The sequence below is a fragment of the Burkholderia anthina genome (assembly GCF_902498995.1).
GTDB classification, from domain to species: domain Bacteria; phylum Pseudomonadota; class Gammaproteobacteria; order Burkholderiales; family Burkholderiaceae; genus Burkholderia; species Burkholderia anthina.
Genome location: NZ_CABVLY010000040.1, coordinates 1 through 19561 on the forward strand (window position 1 = coordinate 1; position 19561 = coordinate 19561).

Annotated in this window: 17 protein-coding genes, 1 pseudogene and 1 riboswitch; of the genes and pseudogenes, 10 read left to right on the forward strand and 8 right to left on the reverse strand. The window is 65.6% G+C overall.

Going from position 1 to position 19561, the window contains the following annotated elements:
- Together BME24068_RS32705 and BME24068_RS32710 are read left to right on the forward strand one after the other, a co-directional pair.
- Positions 1–630 (forward strand): hypothetical protein (locus BME24068_RS32705; RefSeq protein WP_217462579.1); only part of this gene is annotated, 630 nt, incomplete at its 5' end.
- Positions 631–852: 222 nt separating this feature from the next.
- Entirely contained in the window at positions 853–2277 is a 1425-nt protein-coding gene (locus BME24068_RS32710; protein WP_174928554.1) for a DHA2 family efflux MFS transporter permease subunit, read from the forward strand.
- Between the two features lie 253 nt (positions 2278–2530).
- Here the strand turns inward: BME24068_RS32710 and BME24068_RS32715 are convergent, their stop codons facing one another.
- The 3 genes from BME24068_RS32715 to BME24068_RS32725 form a co-directional block, all read right to left on the reverse strand.
- Positions 2531–3274 (reverse strand): 2OG-Fe(II) oxygenase, encoded by a 744-nt coding sequence (locus BME24068_RS32715; protein WP_174928555.1) that lies wholly within the window; start codon positions 3272–3274, stop codon positions 2531–2533.
- A gap of 418 nt (positions 3275–3692) precedes the next feature.
- Positions 3693–5285: an inorganic phosphate transporter gene (locus BME24068_RS32720; protein ID WP_174928556.1), complete on the reverse strand. Its 1593-nt coding sequence runs from the start codon at positions 5283–5285 to the stop codon at positions 3693–3695.
- A 181-nt stretch (positions 5286–5466) separates the two neighbouring features.
- On the reverse strand, positions 5467–6054 hold the full coding sequence (locus BME24068_RS32725; RefSeq protein WP_174928580.1) for a histidine phosphatase family protein: 588 nt from the start codon (positions 6052–6054) through the stop codon (positions 5467–5469).
- 56 nt (positions 6055–6110) lie between these two features.
- Positions 6111–6248, forward strand: a riboswitch (cobalamin riboswitch).
- A gap of 34 nt (positions 6249–6282) precedes the next feature.
- Between BME24068_RS32725 and BME24068_RS32730 the strand changes: the two genes are divergently transcribed.
- Positions 6283–6492 (forward strand): CbtB domain-containing protein, encoded by a 210-nt coding sequence (locus BME24068_RS32730; RefSeq protein WP_096507773.1) that lies wholly within the window; start codon positions 6283–6285, stop codon positions 6490–6492.
- Between the two features lie 13 nt (positions 6493–6505).
- Complete coding sequence (locus tag BME24068_RS32735) at positions 6506–7228, forward strand: CbtA family protein (protein WP_096507772.1); 723 nt, start codon at positions 6506–6508, stop codon at positions 7226–7228.
- 22 nt (positions 7229–7250) lie between these two features.
- Here the strand turns inward: BME24068_RS32735 and BME24068_RS32740 are convergent, their stop codons facing one another.
- Positions 7251–8159 (reverse strand): LysR family transcriptional regulator, encoded by a 909-nt coding sequence (locus tag BME24068_RS32740; RefSeq protein WP_096507771.1) that lies wholly within the window; start codon positions 8157–8159, stop codon positions 7251–7253.
- A gap of 128 nt (positions 8160–8287) precedes the next feature.
- On the opposite strand from BME24068_RS32740, the gene metE reads away from it, so the two are divergent.
- The 4 genes and pseudogenes from metE to BME24068_RS32760 all read left to right on the forward strand — a co-directional run bounded on the left by metE (position 8288) and on the right by BME24068_RS32760 (position 12020).
- Positions 8288–10582 carry a 5-methyltetrahydropteroyltriglutamate--homocysteine S-methyltransferase gene (gene metE, locus BME24068_RS32745; RefSeq protein WP_174928557.1) on the forward strand — a complete coding sequence of 765 codons (2295 nt, stop codon included), beginning with the start codon at positions 8288–8290 and terminating at the stop codon, positions 10580–10582.
- Positions 10583–10725: 143 nt separating this feature from the next.
- Positions 10726–10980: pseudogene (glyA, locus tag BME24068_RS32750) on the forward strand (serine hydroxymethyltransferase); the annotation flags it as partial.
- Positions 10981–11043: 63 nt separating this feature from the next.
- Positions 11044–11346, forward strand: coding sequence for a hypothetical protein (locus BME24068_RS32755; protein WP_174928559.1), 303 nt, complete (start codon positions 11044–11046; stop codon positions 11344–11346).
- Positions 11343–12020, forward strand: coding sequence for an epoxyqueuosine reductase QueH (locus tag BME24068_RS32760; RefSeq protein WP_174928560.1), 678 nt, complete (start codon positions 11343–11345; stop codon positions 12018–12020). The genes BME24068_RS32755 and BME24068_RS32760 overlap by 4 nt, the downstream gene beginning before the upstream one ends.
- Positions 12021–12077: 57 nt before the next feature.
- On the opposite strand, the gene BME24068_RS32765 is transcribed toward BME24068_RS32760, so the two are convergent.
- Complete coding sequence (locus tag BME24068_RS32765; RefSeq protein WP_096507769.1) at positions 12078–12863, reverse strand: AraC family transcriptional regulator; 786 nt, start codon at positions 12861–12863, stop codon at positions 12078–12080.
- 377 nt (positions 12864–13240) lie between these two features.
- Between BME24068_RS32765 and BME24068_RS32770 the strand changes: the two genes are divergently transcribed.
- Entirely contained in the window at positions 13241–15430 is a 2190-nt protein-coding gene (locus BME24068_RS32770) for a TonB-dependent siderophore receptor (protein ID WP_172441936.1), read from the forward strand.
- A gap of 87 nt (positions 15431–15517) precedes the next feature.
- Here BME24068_RS32770 and BME24068_RS32775 read toward each other — a convergent pair whose 3' ends face one another.
- Positions 15518–16843, reverse strand: coding sequence for an MFS transporter (locus BME24068_RS32775; protein ID WP_096507767.1), 1326 nt, complete (start codon positions 16841–16843; stop codon positions 15518–15520).
- Positions 16844–16900: 57 nt separating this feature from the next.
- Positions 16901–17857 (reverse strand): agmatinase, encoded by a 957-nt coding sequence (gene speB / locus BME24068_RS32780; RefSeq protein WP_174928561.1) that lies wholly within the window; start codon positions 17855–17857, stop codon positions 16901–16903.
- A 140-nt stretch (positions 17858–17997) separates the two neighbouring features.
- On the opposite strand from speB, the gene BME24068_RS32785 reads away from it, so the two are divergent.
- Positions 17998–18909, forward strand: coding sequence for a LysR family transcriptional regulator (locus tag BME24068_RS32785; protein WP_124829542.1), 912 nt, complete (start codon positions 17998–18000; stop codon positions 18907–18909).
- Positions 18910–18978: 69 nt separating this feature from the next.
- On the opposite strand, the gene BME24068_RS32790 is transcribed toward BME24068_RS32785, so the two are convergent.
- Positions 18979–19443: an Lrp/AsnC family transcriptional regulator gene (locus BME24068_RS32790; protein WP_060328960.1), complete on the reverse strand. Its 465-nt coding sequence runs from the start codon at positions 19441–19443 to the stop codon at positions 18979–18981.
- Positions 19444–19561 lie beyond the last annotated feature (118 nt).

A 19561-nucleotide genomic window follows, 5' to 3' on the forward strand; every position in this document is an offset into this window, starting at 1 on the left:
TGCATGCCGACGGTGCGGAGGCGATTCGGCCTTCAAATGCCGCCCAAGCGCGTGAATCGGCCAGACGCGACAGACGCACCACGGCGACACATCGATCTCCAGCATCACGATCACGCGGGGCAAGCAACAACCCCGACTCCACTGGAACTGAGCCATGGCACGGCCATGACGATGCGCTTCTCGCTGCTCAAGACATCAAGGCGAGCACCCGAATCAACAGTTCATCGGTTATCTTTGGGTATTCGTGCCCATATCGACTCAATCTCCTGTCAAACGTTGAGGTCGAATGCTGATGTTGACCGCATCCTCTTCCTGTCTTTCTGCACCGTTGACGAATTCCTTCGGGCAATATCAATGAAAAAGCTCGTACCGCTTCTGCTCAGTTTCTCTCTGCTCGGATGCGCGGCACAGCATCAAACCAGCTGCGTACGTGCGCCATTTCACGCGAAATTCCAGGATGCAGACGGCGACGTCGGCCCGTTCGCCAATATGAAGTTTTCGCTGATCCGAGTGTCCGATGGTGTCGCGGTCTATCGAGGAACAACTGATGCGCAGGGCCGTGCGGAGTGGAGCGATGCATGCCGCGGCGAGCAATACACGATTCGCCAGGATGGCCTGATTGGCGAATAACCTCGGCGATTGTCCGTGATATTGGAGATAAAAGTCGTTATCCTCATCCAGGCTGCGCGCATGGCTGCTGCTCAAGCGGAATAAAATCTATGCGCATAAAGTCGTTCCAGGATCATGTGCCTGCAAAGCGGAGTTCGGACGCTTCGGGGTAATATCGCCACTCGTCCCGGCCGCCACCTGCGCGGTGGCCGGCGTGTCCCGCTTTCCGTAACTGCATCGTTCATGACTTCCAGCTCTGCCCAGAGTGGTCGGACGACCGACTTCTTGCCGTATCTCGTCGCCGCGACCTTCTTCATGGAGTACCTCGACACGACCGTGATCGCGACCGCTCTACCGCAAATGGCGCGCTCCTTCGGCGTCGGGCCGAATGCGCTGAGCCTCGGGATGACGGCCTACATGCTGGCGCTCGCGGTGTTCATTCCGATCAGTGGCTGGATTGCGGACCGATATGGGTCGCGCACGGTATTCGGCAGCGCGATCGTCATTTTTACCGGCGCATCGATACTGTGCGGGCTGTCCAACGGCGTTGGGACGTTTACTGCCGCGCGGTTGCTGCAGGGTGTCGGCGGGGCGATGATGGTGCCGGTCGGGCGGATGATCGTCGTGCGCGGCACCGAGAAGGCGCGCTTGATGCGCGCGATCGCGACGATCACGTGGCCGGGCATCGTTGCGCCGGTCGTCGGGCCGCCGATCGGCGGTTTCATCACGACGTATGCATCGTGGCGCTGGATCTTCCTGTTGAACGTGCCGCTCGGTCTCGCCGCGCTCGTCTGTACCTGGCTGATCGTCCGGAATACGCGCGCGGAGGAACAGCGTCCGCTCGACTGGGTCGGCTTCGTGCTGGCGGGCGGGGCGCTGACGTGTCTGCTGCTCGGCACCGAAACGGCCGGCCAGCAGGACGTGCAGCTCACGCGTGCAGCGGCGCTCGTCGGCGCCAGCGTGCTGTTCGGTATTGCCGCGTGGTTGCATGCGCGGCGTTGTGCACATCCGCTGCTCGATTTCACGACGCTGAAGGTGCCGACTTTCTCGGTGACGGTGCTCACCGGATCGATCACGCGCGTCGCGGTCAATGCGGTGCCGTACCTGCTGCCGCTGTTGTTCCAGATTGGCTTCGGACTGTCACCGTTCCAGTCCGGTCTGCTGCTGCTCGCGAGTGCGCTCGGCAATCTGGGCATGAAGGCGGGCACGTCGTGGATACTCGACCGTTTCGGTTTCCGGCGCGTTGCGCTCGTCGACGTGACGATCGTCGGTTTCTGCACGATTGCATGCGGCTGGCTGACCGCATCGACGCCGCTGACAATGACTCTGCTGATCGTATTCGTCTACGGGCTCACACGTTCGATGCAGTTCACGACGCTTGCGACGCTCGCCTACGCCGACATTCCGTCTCACCAGACCAGTGCGGCGAGCACGCTGTGGAGTGCGGCTCAGCAGATGACGATCGGGATGGGGATTGCGTTCGGCGCGCTGGCGTTGCGGCTCGCGGCGCTGGTGCGCGGCGACGCGGCCGGTATTCACTATGTGCTCGACGACTTCCGTTGGGCGTTCGTTGCCGCCGGCGTGCTCGCGTTGCTGACGTTGCCGGGCTATGTACGGCTTGCGTCCGATGCGGGGGACCGGCTGCGCGCGAGTACGGCGCGAGGGTAGGTCGAGTAGTCGATCGCATGCGGAGGGCGACAGAGGCGTACTGTTGCCCCCGGCATTCACCGGACGCTTCGATTCACCGCCAGCGGGATTGTCCGGTACGCATCGACTTCCTCGCATGTTTCATGCGTGGCTGCTGCGGGTGCGTCATGGGCCGTGACTGCTTGCATGACGGTGCTCGAGCGCAGCGACCTGTGCGTGGCACGGGTATCGGCACGATGCGGCGTGTGGCAACACCGTTCCGATGTCGGTGTCGCTACTGCGCATCATGGAAGATGATGCCGACCGTATGGCGGTGTCCGGTCCGGATGCGGCTCACGCCATGACGCAGATTGACGCGATAGACGCCGCGCGTCCCTTGCACCGGCCGGCCATGCACCGCGAAGATCACTGCGTCGCCCTGCATCAGCGGCACCACTTCCGCACGCGACTGCATGCGCGGCCGCTGTTCCGTCAGCACGAACTCCCCACCAGTGAAATCCCGGCCCGGCGCCGACAGCAGGATCGCGACCTGCAGCGGAAAGACATGCTCGCCATACAGGTCCTGATGGAGACAGTTATAGTCGTCCGGGCCGTACTGCAGGATCAGTGGCGTCGGCCGCGTCTGGCCCGCCGCATGGCAGCGCTCGAGAAATGCCGCATGTTCGGCCGGATAGCGGGCGTCGATTCCGAGCGCCCGGTTCCACCGATTCGCAATCGGAGCGAGGTGCGGATAGATCGTTGTCCGCAGCGCATCGACGACCGCAGGCAGTGGATACGCGAAATATCGGTACTCGCCGCGGCCGAAGCCGTGCCGCGCCATGACGACGCGTGAACGGTACAGCGCATCGTGCGGGTAGAGCGCTGCCAGCGCCGTGCATTCCGCCGCCGAGAGCAGACCCGGTACGCGGGCGCAGCCGTAGCGATCGAGTTCGGTATCAACGGTGGTCCAGTCGAGCGCGCTCACGCGCTGCGCCATGTCGACCGATTCGACGGCGGGTTGCAGGGCGGCGATGTTCACGGGTGTACCTCGTTCGTCAGCGATGTGGCGTCGTGCAGGCATGCTGTCGGCATCGAAGTACCCGACATCGAGCGTGCCGCGATGCGCAGCCGGTCGATGTGGAACGGGCGGCGACGCGATGTCGGCAAGCGCGGCGCATGCCTGCGTCCGCGGTGAAAGTCGATGAACTCAGTCTAGTGTCGTCCGTGCGACGACGCGCTCCAGATCTTGCGCTTCAATCCGGAAAGAAAGGAGGAGTATGGCGCGAGCCGCCCGGTACGGCGACGCGGAGGCTCGGCGACGTTGACGCGGCGGTGAGCCGGATGGGCTTCGCTCAGCGTGAGCGAAACGGAAAGACTACGACGCGAAGAACGGAAGAACCGACTTCGGATCTTTCGCAGCGAGCGACCGATCCCCTGGCCGCTCGCCGCTTCTCCGCTCAGGCGACCGAGCGGAACAACCAGTAGAGTCCGCCCGCCAGCACAATCGATGCCGGCAACGTCAGCACCCACGCGAGCACGAGGCTGCGCACCGTGCCCCACTGCAGCCCGGACCCGTTCGCCGCCATCGTGCCCGCGACACCCGATGAGAGCACGTGCGTCGTGGATACGGGCAATCCGTACGCATCGGCCGCGCCGATCGTCAGCATCGCGACGAGCTCGGCCGAGGCGCCCTGTCCGTACGTCAGATGCTGCTTGCCGATTTTTTCGCCGACGGTCACGACGATCCGCTTCCAGCCGACCATCGTGCCGAGACCCAGCGCGATCGCGACGGCAACCTTCACCCACGTCGGAATGAACTTGGTCGCATGGTCGAGCTGCTTGCGGTAGTTGTCGATCGCGAGCTTGTCATCGGCGGAAAATGCCGGTTGCCCCGACTTCTCGATCAGGCGAATCGCTTCGGACACCAGATACATCGTGTTGCGCACGTTGTCGACGTCGCCTTGCGGCACGGCCGCCATCGAGCCCGACGAACCGACCGCGGTCGCCAGCGACGTGGACAGTTGCTGCACGCCCGGCAGCACGGCCGGCGTCATCTCGCGGCGCTGCACGAAGTGTTCGACGTCGGCGCGTGGATTCGCGGACGGTGCGACGCCGTTCGAGTATTTCGCGAACGTCGCGGCGGCCTGGTTCGCGACGGCGACGAACGTCTGCGATTCGGCCGGCGTGACGGCCTTGTTCAGCGCGTATGCGGTCGGCACCGTGCCGATCAGGATCAGCATGATGAGGCCCATCCCTTTCTGCCCGTCGTTCGACCCGTGCGCGAACGACACGCCGGTACAGGTGAGGATCAGCAGGCAGCGAATCCAGAACGGCGGCGGCTGGTCCTTCGGCGGCTCCTTGTACAGCGCCGGAACGCGGACGACGGCCTTCAGCACGAGCAGCAGCAGCGACGCGCACAGGAAGCCGACGATCGGCGAGAACAGCAGCGACTTGCCGACGCCGAGCGCCTGGCCCCAGTCGACGCCGCTCGTGCCGGACGGACCGTGCAGCAGCTGGTTCATCAGCCCGACGCCGATGATCGAGCCGATCAGCGTATGCGAGCTCGACGACGGCAACCCGAAGTACCAGGTCGCGAGGTTCCATACGATCGCGGCGATCAGCAACGCGAACACCATCGCGAAGCCCGAGCCGCTGCCGACCTGCAGGATCAGCTCGACCGGCAGCAACTGCAGGATGCCGAACGCGACGGCGCCGCTCGAAACCATCACGCCGAGGAAGTTCCACATGCCGGACCAGATCACCGCGACGTTCGGCGTCAGCGAGTGGGTGTAGATCACGGTCGCGACCGCATTCGCGGTGTCGTGGAAGCCGTTGACGAACTCGAAGCCGAGCGCGATCAGCAGCGCGGCACCGAGCATCAGGTACGGGAACAACGATCCTTCGCGGACGGGCGACAGATCGGCAATCAGGTGGGTAGCGATATAGACGGCGCCGATCGCGAGCACCAGCAGGAAGACGGCATAGCCGACCTGTCGGGTGCGTTCGGTGGAGCCGGGAGTATTGGCGGCGGACGAAGCAGGTTGATTCATGACGGCATCTCGTAAGGGAACCGCGTCCGATGCTAGCTTCGGCTACCAGTCAGTTTGATGACAGTCGGGACGACGAATTGTTTTCTTACAGATATGTAAGAAATGCGTGCGCGGCCATTCCATCCGTGACGCAGCCGCGCTGCCCGGGCCCGCATCGTCATCCCTATGGTGAACACCGGACTTACGCGCCGGCATCGCGCCCATCGTCATCGGTGGTCACCGTCCACTTGTCGTGCGACCTGACGAATAGCGTGCACGACAGCGGCGCGACGTCGATGCGCATCGCGGCCTGCGAGGCCATCCGAAGCGCATGCGCGATGGCTGCGCGAACGATCGCCGCATGCGTGACCGCAACGACGTCGCGACCGGGCGGCAGGCCGTCGAGCCATGCGCCGACGCGGCATGCCACGTCTTCGAACGATTCGCCGCCATGCGGCGACGCACGCGGATCGCCGAGCCATGCGCCGAGTTCGTCCGGCAGGTCGCGCGCGAGGTCGTGCAGCCGCTTGCCGCGCCAGCGGCCGTAGCCGCCATCGCGAAGCGCATCGTCGAGCCGCACGCGCAGCCCGAGCGCATCGGCGGTCTGTTGCGCGCAAAGCGCGGGACTGCTCAGCGCGATCGCGTGAGGGACGCCGATGAACCGCTCGCGCATCGAGGCGGCGTCGGCCAGCCCGTGCGCGTCGAGCGGATCGTCGTCGGGGAACGTGCCGGTGCGCATCGCACGGGTCGATGCATGTGCGATCAGGCGCAGCGAGACAGGCTGGATCATGTCGGTGGTCGATTGTTCGAGGCGGCAGGGCGCGGCAGTGCCGATCATGTCCGGGCCTTCAATACGCGCGCGTTCGCGCGTACAATTCGCCCGATACGAAACGTGGAAGCCGGTGCAATTCCGGCGCGGTCGCGCCACTGTAACCGGGGATATCCGATCCCGGAAGCCAGACCTGCGTTCGTACTCCATCCAACATTTGTCGGGGCGCGATTCCCCTGAGGTGCATCCATGAGCGAAGCAGTGCTGAAGCCGGCTGTCGTGCCGGCGCCCATCCCCGTCCGCGAACTGTTGCCGTGGGCCATCTTCGTCGGTCTGATCCTGCTGCTCGCGCTGTATTTCGTCGGCGCGGAACAGGGCGCGACGTCGATCGTGCCGGGCATGTACGTGCACGAGTTCGTGCACGACGGCCGCCATCTGCTTGGTTTTCCCTGCCACTGACGCGGAGTAGAAGATGGTCGGAAAGCTGCTCATGCGCGGGATGCTCGCAGGCATCGCCGCAGGTCTCCTTACGTTCGGTTTCGCGAAAATCGTCGGCGAACCGCAAGTCGATCAGGCAATCTCCTTCGAAGAAAAATCCGATGCCGCCAAGGGCGAAGCGCCGGAGCCCGAACTGGTCAGCCGTCACACGCAGGCAGGCCTCGGCCTGCTGACGGGCGTCGTGACCTACGGCGCGGCATTCGGCGGGCTGTTCTCGCTGGTCTTCGCGTTCGCATACGGACGAGGCAGCCGCCTCCCGGCACGCCCGCTCGCCGCGTGGCTCGCGCTCGCGGCATTCGTCGCGCTCGTGATCGTGCCCAACATCAAGTACCCGGCCAATCCGCCATCGGTCGGCGACCCCGACACGATCGGCTATCGCACGGGCCTGTTCTTCCTGATGATCGCGATCTCGATCGCGACGATGGTGTTCTCGGTCAACGTGCGCCGCCATCTGCTGGCGAAGCTCGGCCAGTGGAACGCGTCGATCGTGGCGGGCCTCGTGTTCATTGCGATCATCGCGGCCGTGCAGCTCGGGTTGCCGTCGGTCAGCGAGTTACCGGCCGATTTTCCGGCAGCCGTGCTGTGGAAGTTCCGCGTGGCGGCGATCGGCATGCAGGTGATCATGTGGACGACGATCGGCCTGCTGTTCGGCGCGTGGGTCGAACGCGGCGAACGCATCGGCATGCGCGCCGCCTGACGCGCATCGCAACAGGGCGCGCCTAGCGCAGCATGCGCGGCGCGCTCCACGTCGATTCGCGCGCGAGCGCGACGAACGCGGCCAGATAGTCGATCGACGCGTCCGCTTCGCGGATGCCGAGGAAGATCTGCTTCGCGATTCCCTGCTTGCCCAGCTTGACCGGCACGACCGGCATCCGGTCCGCATATTCGTCGGCAAGCCATCTCGGCAGCGCGGCCACGCCACGCCCGCTCGCCACCATCTGCAGCATGATGTCGGTCGTCTCGATCGACTTGTGGCGCCGCGGCACGATGCCGGCGGGCGTCAGGAACTGGTTGTAGATGTCGAGTCGGTCTGTTTCGACCGGGTACGTGATCAGGATTTCGTCGCCGAGCTGCTCGGGCGTCACGTAGTCGGCATGCGCGAACCGGTGTGCGTCCGCGACCACCAGCACCTGCTCGTAATCGAACACGGGATCGAAGCGCAGCCCCGGCTTGTTCAACGGATCGGGCGTCACCAGCACGTCGATGTCATAGCCGAACAGTGCGCCGATGCCGCCGAACTGGAAGCGCTGCTTCACGTCGACGTCGACGTCCGGCCAGCGCGCCAGGTACGGCGACACGACCTTCAGCAGCCACTGATAGCACGGGTGGCATTCCATCCCGATGCGCAGCGTGCCGCGCTCGCCCTTCGCGTACTGCTTCATCCGCTCCTCGGCGAGCTCGAACTGCGGCAGCAGCCGGTTCGCCAGCTTCAGCAGATATTGCCCGCCCTGCGTGAGCCGCAGCCCGCGTCCTTCCCGATCCCAGATCGGCGTGCCGAGCTGCTGCTCGACCTTCCTGACGGTATGGCTGAGCGCCGATTGCGTGAGATGCAGCGCATTGGCTGCGGCCGTCAGCGAGCCCTGGCGCTCGACCTCACGGATCACGACGAGATGGAATCGCTCCAGCATGGATAGTGCTCGCTCAACAGATACATGAATAGATTTAATGGATGAATGAAATAATGCCATTTTATTTCATGGTTTGAAATCCCTATCATGGCTGCCGGATCTTCAATTTTTCTCTGGACGGCAGCGTCATGGTTACGACACACAACCTCGGTTTTCCGCGCATCGGCGCGAAGCGCGAACTCAAGTTCGGTCTCGAACGCTACTGGAAGGGCGAATCGTCGCGCGACGAGCTGAAGGCGCTCGGGGCCGAGCTGCGCCAGCGTCACTGGCGCGCCCAGCGCGAGCTGGATCTGGCGCCGATCGGCGACTTCGCGTTCTACGACCAGGTGCTCGACATGAGCTTCACGCTCGGCAACCTGCCCAAGCGCGTGCAGGGCTTCCACGGCGACGCGCTCGACAACTATTTCCGCGTGGCGCGCGGCCGCTCGGCGCAATCGGCGGAAGAACATGCCGCGTGCTGCGGCGGCGTCTCGGCCGGCGAAATGACGAAGTGGTTCGACACGAACTATCACTACATCGTCCCGGAATTCCACGCGGACACGAACTTCTCGCTCGATCCGTCGCGCCTGCTCCAGCAACTGGCCGAAGCGCAGGCGCTGGGCGTCGCCGCGAAGCCGGTGATCCTCGGGCCCGTCACGTACCTGTGGCTCGGCAAGTCGAAGGACGATTCTGATCGCCTCGCACTGCTGCCGAAGCTGCTGCCGGTGTACGGCGCGCTGCTCGACACGCTGACCGCACAGGGCGTCGAATGGGTGCAGATCGACGAACCGATCCTCGTCACCGAACTCGACGCCGAATGGCGCCAGGCATTCCGCACTGCTTACGCGGCGCTGGAAACGCGTCGCATCAAGCTGCTGCTCGCGACGTACTTCGGCCAGTTGCAGGACAACCTGACGCTCGCGGCGTCGCTGCCGGTCGACGGCCTGCACATCGACGCGATCAATGGCCGCGACGAAATCGACGCGCTGGTGCGTGAATTGCCGGCCGAGCGCGTGCTGTCGGTGGGCGCGATCAACGGCCGCAACATCTGGAAGACGGACCTGAACGCAGCACTCGACTGGCTCGAGCCGCTCGCGAAGCAACTGGGCGAGCGCCTGTGGCTCGCGCCGTCGTGCTCGCTGCTGCACGTGCCGGTCGATCTCGCTAGCGAAGAAAAGCTCGACGCGGAAATCCGCTCGTGGCTCGCGTTCGCGCTGCAGAAGCTCGACGAACTGAAGGTGCTCGCGACCGCGCTGAACGAAGGCCGCGACAAGGTGGCCGACGCGCTTGCCGCGAATGCCGCCGCGATCGACTCGCGCCGCCGCTCGCCGCGCGTGAACAACCCGACGGTAAAGGCCGCGATCGCACGCATCGACGCGCAGCTCGGCAACCGCGCGAGCCCGTACACGGAGCGCGCGCCGAAGCAGTCGGCACGACTGAACCTGCCGGCCTTCCCGACGACGACGATCGGTTCGTTCCCGCAGACCGGCGAGATCCGCCAGGCGCGCAGCCAGTTCAAGGCGGGCGCGCTGGATGAAGCCGGCTACCGCGCGGCGATGCAGGCCGAGATCGAGCGCAGCGTCCGCGAACAGGAATCGCTCGAACTCGACGTGCTCGTGCACGGCGAAGCGGAACGCAACGACATGGTCGAATACTTCGGCGAACAGCTCGACGGCTACGCGTTCAGCCAGTTCGGCTGGGTGCAGTCGTACGGTTCGCGCTGCGTGAAGCCGCCGATCCTGTTCGGCGACATCAGCCGTCCGAAGGCGATGACGGTCGAATGGATCACGTATGCGCAGTCGCTGACGAACAAGCCGATGAAGGGCATGCTGACCGGCCCGGTGACGATCCTGAACTGGTCGTTCGTCCGCGACGACCAGCCGCGCTCGGTGTCGTGCTGCCAGCTTGCGCTCGCGATCCGCGAGGAAGTGCTCGATCTCGAGAAGGCCGGCGTGCGCGTGATCCAGATCGACGAGGCCGCACTGCGTGAAGGGCTGCCGCTGCGCCGCGCGCAATGGGGCGAGTACCTGAAGTGGGCCGTCGAGTCGTTCCGCATCACCGCGAACGGCGTGCAGGACGACACGCAGATCCACACGCACATGTGCTATTCGGAGTTCAACGACATCATCGCGTCGATCGCCGACATGGATGCCGATGTGATCACGATCGAGACGTCGCGCTCGGATATGGAACTGCTCGACGCGTTCGACACCTTCAAGTATCCGAACGAAATCGGGCCGGGCGTGTACGACATCCACTCGCCGAACATCCCGACGCAGGATCACATCGTCGGCCTGATGAAGAAGGCGGCCGAGCGGATTCCGGCGGCGCGTTTGTGGGTGAACCCGGACTGCGGCCTGAAGACGCGTCAGTGGGCGGAAGTGATTCCGGCGCTGACGAACATGGTCGCTGCCGCGAAGACGCTGCGTAACCAGGTGCAATGACGCAGGTGCAATAACGCACGAACGCTGCACGCCTGCTGTCCCGATCGTCGATCGGCGGCGGGCGTTGCACCGGTTCGGACCGTCCCGGGCAAGCCTCGGGACGTGTCGTTTCGACTGTTTGATTTTCAAGGGCCATTCCCGCCATGTTCGAACGCAATCGCTACCCGCTCGACCAGACCGATCCGGAACTGGTCGATGCCATTCAACAAGAAAATCGCCGCCGGGAAGCGCACATCGGGCCGATCGCGTCGGAAAACTGCACGAGCCCGGCCGTGATGGCCGCACAGGGCTCGCAGCTCGCGAACAAGTACGCGGAAGGTTATCCGGGCAAGCGCTACTACGGCGGCTGCGAACACGCCGACATCGTCGAGCAGTTGGCGATCGGCCGCGTGCGCGCGCAAGTGGCCGAGCTGACGCGCCGCTTCCCCGCGTATTCGTGACGGCGCGCTGAGGAGGCGACGGTGAGGAGCGCGGCGAACGATGCGATCGAGCGGCTGTTGGGCGCGATCGAGGAAGACGGCGACGATTGCTGGGCGATGTACGAGGAGATCGGGCGTGTGGTCGTCGGCCGGCTGCGGCTCGCCGACCGCGATGCGTTGCGCACCATCGCCCGCGCGTGGGTCGCGAGCGACGACGCGCAGGCCGCGCTGGTCGACACGGATCGCCATTCGCCGGACCTCGATGCGGCGAGGGACCGCGCGGAGCATGTCGATGCCGTGTTCCGCGACGTGATCCGGAAAGTGCTTTTCCCGGACGCGACATGACGACGCTCGACGAGCGCAAGCCGCTTCCGCTGCCCGGCGGCCATCGCAGGGTACTGCTGCATTCGTGCTGCGCGCCTTGCTCGGGCGAAGTGATGGAAGCGATGCTCGCATCGGGCATCGACTACACGATCTTCTTCTACAACCCGAACATTCATCCGCGCAAGGAATACGAACTGCGCAAGGACGAGAACGTCCGCTTCGCCGACAAGTTCGGCATCCCGTTCGTCGATGCCGACTACGATCGCGACAACTGGTTCGAGCGCGCACGGGGGATGGAGCACGAACCCGAACGCGGCGTCCGCTGCACGATGTGTTTCGACATGCGTTTCGAACGTACCGCCCTCTATGCGCACGAGCACGGCTTTCCCGTGATCACCAGTTCGCTCGGCATCTCGCGCTGGAAGACCATGCGGCAGATCAACGACTGCGGCGTGCGTGCGGCGGCGCGCTATCCGGGGTTGGCCTACTGGGAATACAACTGGCGCAAGGGCGGCGGTTCGGCGCGCATGATCGAGATCAGCAAGCGCGAGGCGTTCTATCAGCAGGAGTACTGCGGATGTGCATACTCGCTGCGCGATACTAACCTGCAGCGCAAGGCGAACGATCGCGAGCCGATCCGGATCGGCGTGAAGTATTACGGCGTCGACTCGTCCGACGACGATGCGGCATGCTGACGGTTGCGTCGCGATGCCGCTCATCCACGGTCATGCGGCCGCGCGGCAATCGCGCGTTCATTTCAGCGACAGATAGCGCTGCGGTGCGTCGCCGGTGACGTGCCGGAACATCGCGATGAACGCGCTTGCGCTGCTGTAGCCGAGATCCTTCGATACCTGGGCGACCGTCTGGCCCAGCGTCAGGCGCGTGATCGCTTCCGCCACGCGCATCTGCTGCCGCCACGCCACGAACGTCAGCCCCGTTTCCGCATGCAGGCGGCGGGCGAGCGTGCGCCCGCTCGCACCGAACTGCGCGCCCCAGAAGTCGAGCGTCAGGTCGCTCGCCGGGTCGTTCATCATGTGTTCGCACATTCCGAGCAGGCGCGGATCGCGCGGCAGCGGAACGCCTGGTTCGGGCAGCGCCGGCGTGTCGGCCATCACTTTCAGCAGCAGCGGCGCCGATAGCGCCGCGCGGCTGCTGCGCACATGCTCGTCGCCGTCGTCGGCCAGCGTAACGGCCAGTTCGCGCAGCAATGGCGACACGGCGATCACGGCCGGCTCGCGCCATGACCACGGGAAGGCCTCGGGCTCGACGTAGACGCTGCAGAGCAGCCCGTCGCCGACCGCGTGCAGTTCATGGTCGATATCGGACGGCAGCCATACCGCGCGCGACTGCGGCAGGGTCCACGTGCGCGACGGCGTCAGCACGCGGACGACACCTTGCGCCGCGAACACGAGCTGGCCGTGGCGGTGCTGGTGCCATATCACGCGATCGCCGTGGCGATAGGGCCTGACGGACGCGACGATGTCGTGCGGCAGCGGCACGCGTACGGTCGGGTAACGCTTGAGCAGAAACGTCTTCATCGGTCGTGGTCGCGAGACGGGCCGGCGGCCATATCGCGAATTCACCTCATCTTGTCAAAAAATCGATATCGGTTGTCAGCCTTTCTTTCGGGCGACCCGATAAGCTCCTTACCTGGCAAGGCTTCAGGGCGCATACCCTGACGATTGATTAATGATTCTCATTCTCGTCATTGTCTCACGGCCGGTTCGCCGGCGAGCGATACGCGAATGAGCGGCACGGCCCGGCGTGCCGGCGCATCGCGTGCGGTAACCGGGGCAACGAGGTCCGATCGGGCCCGCATACAAGAACCGTCCCCCCAGGAAGCTGTCGCGCCCGCCACCGGCGGGAGGACTTCGTTCGTCTTTTCAACCGTGGGATGAGTGCAATGAGAACAACAATGGATCGCTCGGGGACGCTGCGCGCGTCGACGATCGCATGGCGGCTGCGGGCGCCGTGCCTGACGCCGCTGGCGCTGGCGATGCTCGGCATCGCGTCGCCGTGCGTGCGGGCACAGGCCGTGCCGGGTGCGAACGGCGACGTGCTGCCGGCCGTGAGCGTCACCGCGACCGTGTCGCCCGACGCGACGACCGAAGGCTCGGGGACGTATGCGGCGAAGCGCGCCACGATCGCGGGCCGGACGGCGGAGCGCGTGAAGGACATCCCGCGCTCGGTGTCGGTGATGACGCGCCGGCAGATGGACGACCAGAACCTGACGACGATCCAGGACGCGCTGCGCTATGTGACGGGCGTGACGTCGGTCGACTACGGCGACGGCACCGCGTATTTCCGTGCGCGCGGCACGCAGCTCGGCATCGAGTTCGACGGCGTGCCGATCGCAAGCGGGCTGCAATACAAGCAGCAGTTCGATCTCGCGATGTACGACCGCATCGAGGTGCAGCGCGGTCCGGCCGGCGTGATCGACGGTGCGGGCGAACCCGGCGGCACGGTCAATCTCGTGCGCAAGCGGCCGCAGGATCAGTTCCATCTGTCGACCGAGACGCAGATCGGTTCGTTCGGCAGCGTGCGCCAGATGATCGACGTGACGGGGCCGCTGAACAAGGACGGCTCGCTGCGCGGTCGCGCGGTGCTGGTCGGCAGCGACGGGCTCGAATCGGTCGACAGGACGCGCAGCAAGAACGTGATGGCGTATGGCGCGATCGACTACGACTTCTCGCCGCGCACGACGCTGTCGCTGTCGGCCGCCTATCAGGTGTCGCCGGTCTCGGGCCTCGACTACGGGGCGGCCGGTGTCGTCAATGCATCGATGACCAGCCTCACGGGGCGCGTGCCGGGCGCGTATACGCAGAACTTCAGCCCGAGCTGGAACTACTCGTATACGTCGGTGCAGGAGGTGAACGGCAATCTCGTGCACCGCTTCGCGAACGACTGGACGTCGTCGACCACGCTGTTCTACCGGCACGAGCTGTTGAAGGGGTATTACGCGTATGCGGGCCCCGGTTCGCTGCCGAACGGGCTCGCGTGGTTCGGCGACCAGCGGCAGCGCAACACGATCGACTGGTTCGGCGCGGACACCAACGTATCGGGCCCGGTGCGGCTGTTCGGGCGGACCCACACGCTGACGTTCGGCGCGAACTACACGGTGATGTCGACGACGGCCCATTCCGGCTATGTCGCGCTCAACGGGCCGTACGGCGGCGACGCCGGACTCTACAGCCTGTTCGATCCGAACGCGGTGCCGGCGGTCGACGTGCCGTTCACGTACGGCGAGAACGACCGCACCGTGCAGTACGGCTTCTATGCGCAGGCGCGCATCCGTCTCGCGGATCCGCTGACGCTCGTGCTGGGCGGCCGTGAAGCATTCGTGCAGACGCGTTCGCAGACCTTGCTGCCGACCGTGGCGGACTGGACGACCGGCTCGCAGATCGATCACCGCTTCCTGCCGTCGGCGGGCCTCGTGTGGGACATCGTGCCGTGGCTGACCGCGTATGCGAACTACTCGCGCTTCGTGACGCCGCAGACGGAGACCTTCTACGGCGGTGGCGGCCTGCCGCCGCGCACCGGCGAGCAGTACGAAGTGGGCGTGAAGGGCAGCTTCCTCGACGGCCGGCTCGACGCAACGGCCGCGCTGTTCCGGATCAACGACAACAACCGCGCGGTGGGGGATCCGGAGCATCCGAACTTTTCCCTGGCGCAGGGGCACGTACGTGACCAGGGCGTCGAACTCGAAGTGACGGGCCAGCCGGCGCCGGACTGGAACGTTTATGCGGGCTATACGTATCTGGATGCGGGTTACGACAGCGGCAGCGACGCCTACCTGACGGACGGCACGGACCCGAAACACCTGTTCAAGCTGTCGACCAAGTACACGTTCTCGCGGGGCGTGTTGCGCGGTGTGTCGATCGGCGGCGGCGTGCTCGCGCAGACGAGCATCACGCGCGGCGTCGAACAGGGCGGATATGCGATCTTCAACGCGCAGGTCGGCTATCGCTTCAACAAGCATCTCGAAGCGTCGCTGCAATTGAACAACGTGTTCAACCGCGATTACTACATCCGTCCGCCGAGCCGGTTCTACAGCGTGTTCGGCGACAAGCGCAACGTGATGCTCACGCTGCGTTCGGACTTCTGACGGCGGCAATGAAAAAGGGCGGCACGATGTGCCGCCCTTCGCGGGAGATGACCGGGCGCGTGACGAAGCCGGCCCGGTACGTCGAGATTACGCCGTGCGCGTGCCGCGCGGCAGCGGCGCGTTCGTCTTGTCCGGCGCACCGGCATCGTCGATGCTGACGCGGCGCGAGATCAGCCACACGCACACCGACGACAGCACGGCGGCGCTCGTGTACTGGATCGCGAGCGGCCACCACTGCGGCGCGACGTTCTGCGCGATCAGCGTCGCGACGAGCGGCGTGAGGCCGCCGGCGAGGGCGCCGCACACCTGGTACGCGATCGAGATCGCCGTGTAGCGGATGCGCGCGATGAAGATGCCGCTGACGAAGCCGGCGACCACCGAGTAGTAGCCCGATTCCGCGAGCGTCGCGAGACCGACGCCGACCGTGATCGACAGCGGCGTGCCCATATGCACGAGCGGCAGCATCACGAACGGGACGATCGCGGCCCACGCGCCGGTGATCAGCAGCACCCGCGTCGTGCCGAAGCGCTGCGCGAGGAACGCGGCCGCGAGCTGCACGACGAACTGCAGCACGGCGACGATGGTCATGCAATGCAGCACCATCGACCGGTCGAGCGACAGGAACTGCGTCGCGTAGCTGATCATGAAGATGTTGCTGAAATACACGCCGGCGATCCCGTACACGTTCGCGCCGATCGCGAGCAACAGCAGCGGCCAGTACGTGAGCGCTTCGCGCACCGGGTTTTGCGCGGTGTTGCCGCTCTTTTTGACTTCCTCGAACTCGGGCGACTCGGACACGCTTGCGCGGATCACGAACCCGACGGCCAGCAGCACGGCGCTCGCGAGGAACGGCACGCGCCAGCCCCAGCTCATCATGTCGTCCTTCGACAGCGTGCTGATCGCGCCGAACGCGAGCATCGACAGGATCAGGCCGCTCGCGCTGCCCAACTGCGCGAACGATGCGAAGAACGTGCGCTTGCCTTCGGGCGCATGCTCGCCGGCGAGCAGCACCGCGCCGCCCCATTCGCCGCCGACCGCGATGCCTTGCAGCACGCGCATCAGCACGAGCAGGATCGGTGCGAGCATGCCGGCCTGCGCGTAGGTGGGCAATACGCCGATCGCGACGGTCGAGATCGCCATCAGCATCAGCGTCGCGAGCAGCGAGCGCTTGCGGCCGAAGCGGTCGCCGAGATAGCCGAACATCACGCCGCCGAGCGGTCGCGCGAAGAAGCCGACCGCGAACGAGCCGAACGACGCGAGCAGGCTGACGAAACGGCTTTCGCCGGGAAAGAACAGCGGCCCGAACACGATGGCGGCGGCGGTCGCATAGCTATAGAAGTCGTACCACTCGATCGTGGTGCCGACGAACGAAGCGAGCGCCGCCCGCTTCGGTTGCTTGATGGCAGTCCCCATCGTCGATGTGCTCCTCTGGAATCCTTTGATTTGGAATGGATCGTGTGCGTGCCGGGATCAGTCGCGATACGCGACGCCGGGCAGCACGCACAGCAGCTCGTACGCGAGGTTCGCGCCGAGCAGCGCCGTGGTGCCGAACGGGTCGTACGGCGGCGCGACTTCGACGAGATCGCAGCCGACGATGTTCAGCCCCTTCGCGCCGCGGATGATCTCGAGCGCCTGCGGCACCGTGAGGCCCGCGATTTCCGGCGTGCCGGTGCCCGGTGCGTAGGCCGGGTCGATGCCGTCGATGTCGAAGCTGATGTAGACCGGCGTGTCGCCGACGCGCGCGCGCACTTCTTCCATCAGCGGGGCAAGCGACTTGTTCCAGCATTCCTCGGCCTGGACCACGCGGAAGCCCTGCTCGCGGCACCAGTCGAAATCCTCGGCGGCGTAGCCGGTGCCGCGCAGGCCGATCTGCGTGACCTTGTCGCCGTGCAGCAGCCCTTCCTCGACCGCGCGGCGGAACGGCGTGCCGTGGGCGATCTTTTCGCCCATCATCGTATCGTTCACGTCGGCGTGTGCATCGACGTGGATCAATGCAACCTTGCCGTGCTTGCGATGGATCGCGCGCAGGATCGGCAGCGCGATCGTATGGTCGCCGCCGAGCGTGACCGGCTTGCAGTCGTGTTCGAGGATCGCGTCGTACGCGGCTTCGATGCGCGCGATGGAATCGTGCAGGTTGTACGGATTGATCGCGACGTCGCCGATGTCGGCGATCTGCAGCGAATCGAACGGCGCGGCGCGGGTGGCCATGTTGTACGGGCGCAGCAGCACGGATTCGGTACGGATCTGGCGCGGGCCGAAGCGCGCGCCGGTGCGGTTGGACGTGCCGAGGTCGAACGGCACGCCGACGAAACATGCGTCGAGCCCTGCGGCGCTCGCCACGTGCGGCAGGCGCATCATCGTCGCGATGCCGCCGCTGCGCGGCATTTCATTGCCGCCGAGCGGCTGGAAATGGGTGTGTTCGTTCATGGGGGCTGTCTCTTCCGATGTGGGGTTGCCGTATCATTCGACGCGGTCTGGCGCATAGTTTTACGCGTCCGGCCGGAAAGAAGAATGCGAAGATATCGACGTAAACATCGATTTCCATCGATGTATGGAAGGGGAATAGCGTGCTGGGGAATCTGTCGACCCTCGATCTGCGGTTGATCCGCGTGTTTCTCGCGGTCACGGACGCGGGCGGCGTTTCGGCCGCGCAGGCGATGCTGAACGTCGGCCAGTCGACGATCAGCGCGCAGCTGTCGTCGCTCGAGACACGGCTCGGCTACCGGCTCTGCGAGCGCGGCCGCAGCGGTTTCCGGCTCACGCCGAAGGGCGAGCGGTTCCATGCGATGAGCCGCAAGCTGCTCGCGGCGCTCGACGAATTCGGGATGGCGGCGCGGCACATGGACCGCCAACTGGTCGGCACGTTGAACATCGGCCTGATCGGCCATACGCCGGTCAGCCAGAACGCGCGGATCGCGGAGGCGATCGCCGCGTTCCGCACACGCGACGAGGCGGTGCGCTTCTCGATCTCCGTGCGCGCGCCGGGCGATCTCGAGGAAAAGCTGCTGAGCGACGAGATCCAGATCGCGGTGGGCTACTTCTGGCATCGCGTGCCGTCGCTGCACTACACGCCGCTGTTCATCGAGCGGCAGGTCGCATACTGCGGCCGCGGTCATCCGCTGTTCGACGGCGCGGGTGCGCTGACGCCGGCCGACGTCGCCGGCTTCGAGTGGGCCTGGCGCTCGTATCCGCTGCCGGAGGCGCAGATGTCGACGACGCCCGATCGCGTGACCGCGACCGCCGACAACATGGAGGCCGTCGCGCTGCTGATCCTGTCGGGCCATCATCTCGGCTACCTGCCGCAGCATTTCGCGGCGCCGTACGTCGCGCAGGGGCTGCTCGCGCCGCTCAATCCGGAGCAGTTGCGCTACGACGTCACGTTCCACATGGTCGTGGCGCGCAACGGGCGCGGCGACCCGCTCGTCGAAGCGTTTCTCGAGGATCTCGAACGCGCGCACCAGTCTCCCGACGTGGCGTGACACGCCGCATGATGCCGGCGCGGGCGGCAACGTGAGCCCGTGCCGCGCCGGCGTGGCCTGCTGCCTGCGTCACGGCACCGGCAACCCCGCGTCGTGCTTCACTTCCCGCAACGACAGCGCCGACTCGATCGACGTCACGCCCGGCAGCATCCGCAGCGAATCGCGCAGGAACGTGCCGTAGTCGTCGAGATCGCGCGCGACCACCTGCAGCAGATAGTCGGCGGTGCCCGCGACGTTGTGGCACGCGAGGATCCGCTCGATGCCGAGCACTTCCCGTTCGAACCGGTCGGCGACCTTGCGGTCGTGCGTCGCGAAACGCACCAGCACGAACGCGACGACGCCGAAGCCGAGCGCCTGGCGCGACAGCTGTGCGCGGTAACGCTCGATGTAGCCGTCGCTTTCGAGACGCTTCAGGCGACGCGCGCACGGCGTCTCCGACAGGCCGACGGAGTCGGCCAGACGCGCGATCGGCAGGCGGCCGTCGCGCTGCACCGCGGCGAGGATCGCGCGATCGGTTTTGTCGAGTTCGGTCATCTTGGCGGAATCCTTGTTCGGATATCGTGATTGTGGCGGATTCCACTATCGATCGCCAATCCGGTATCGAAAATGGCCAATAATCCCTCGTCCTTCAGCGGCAACATATCGTCATTGG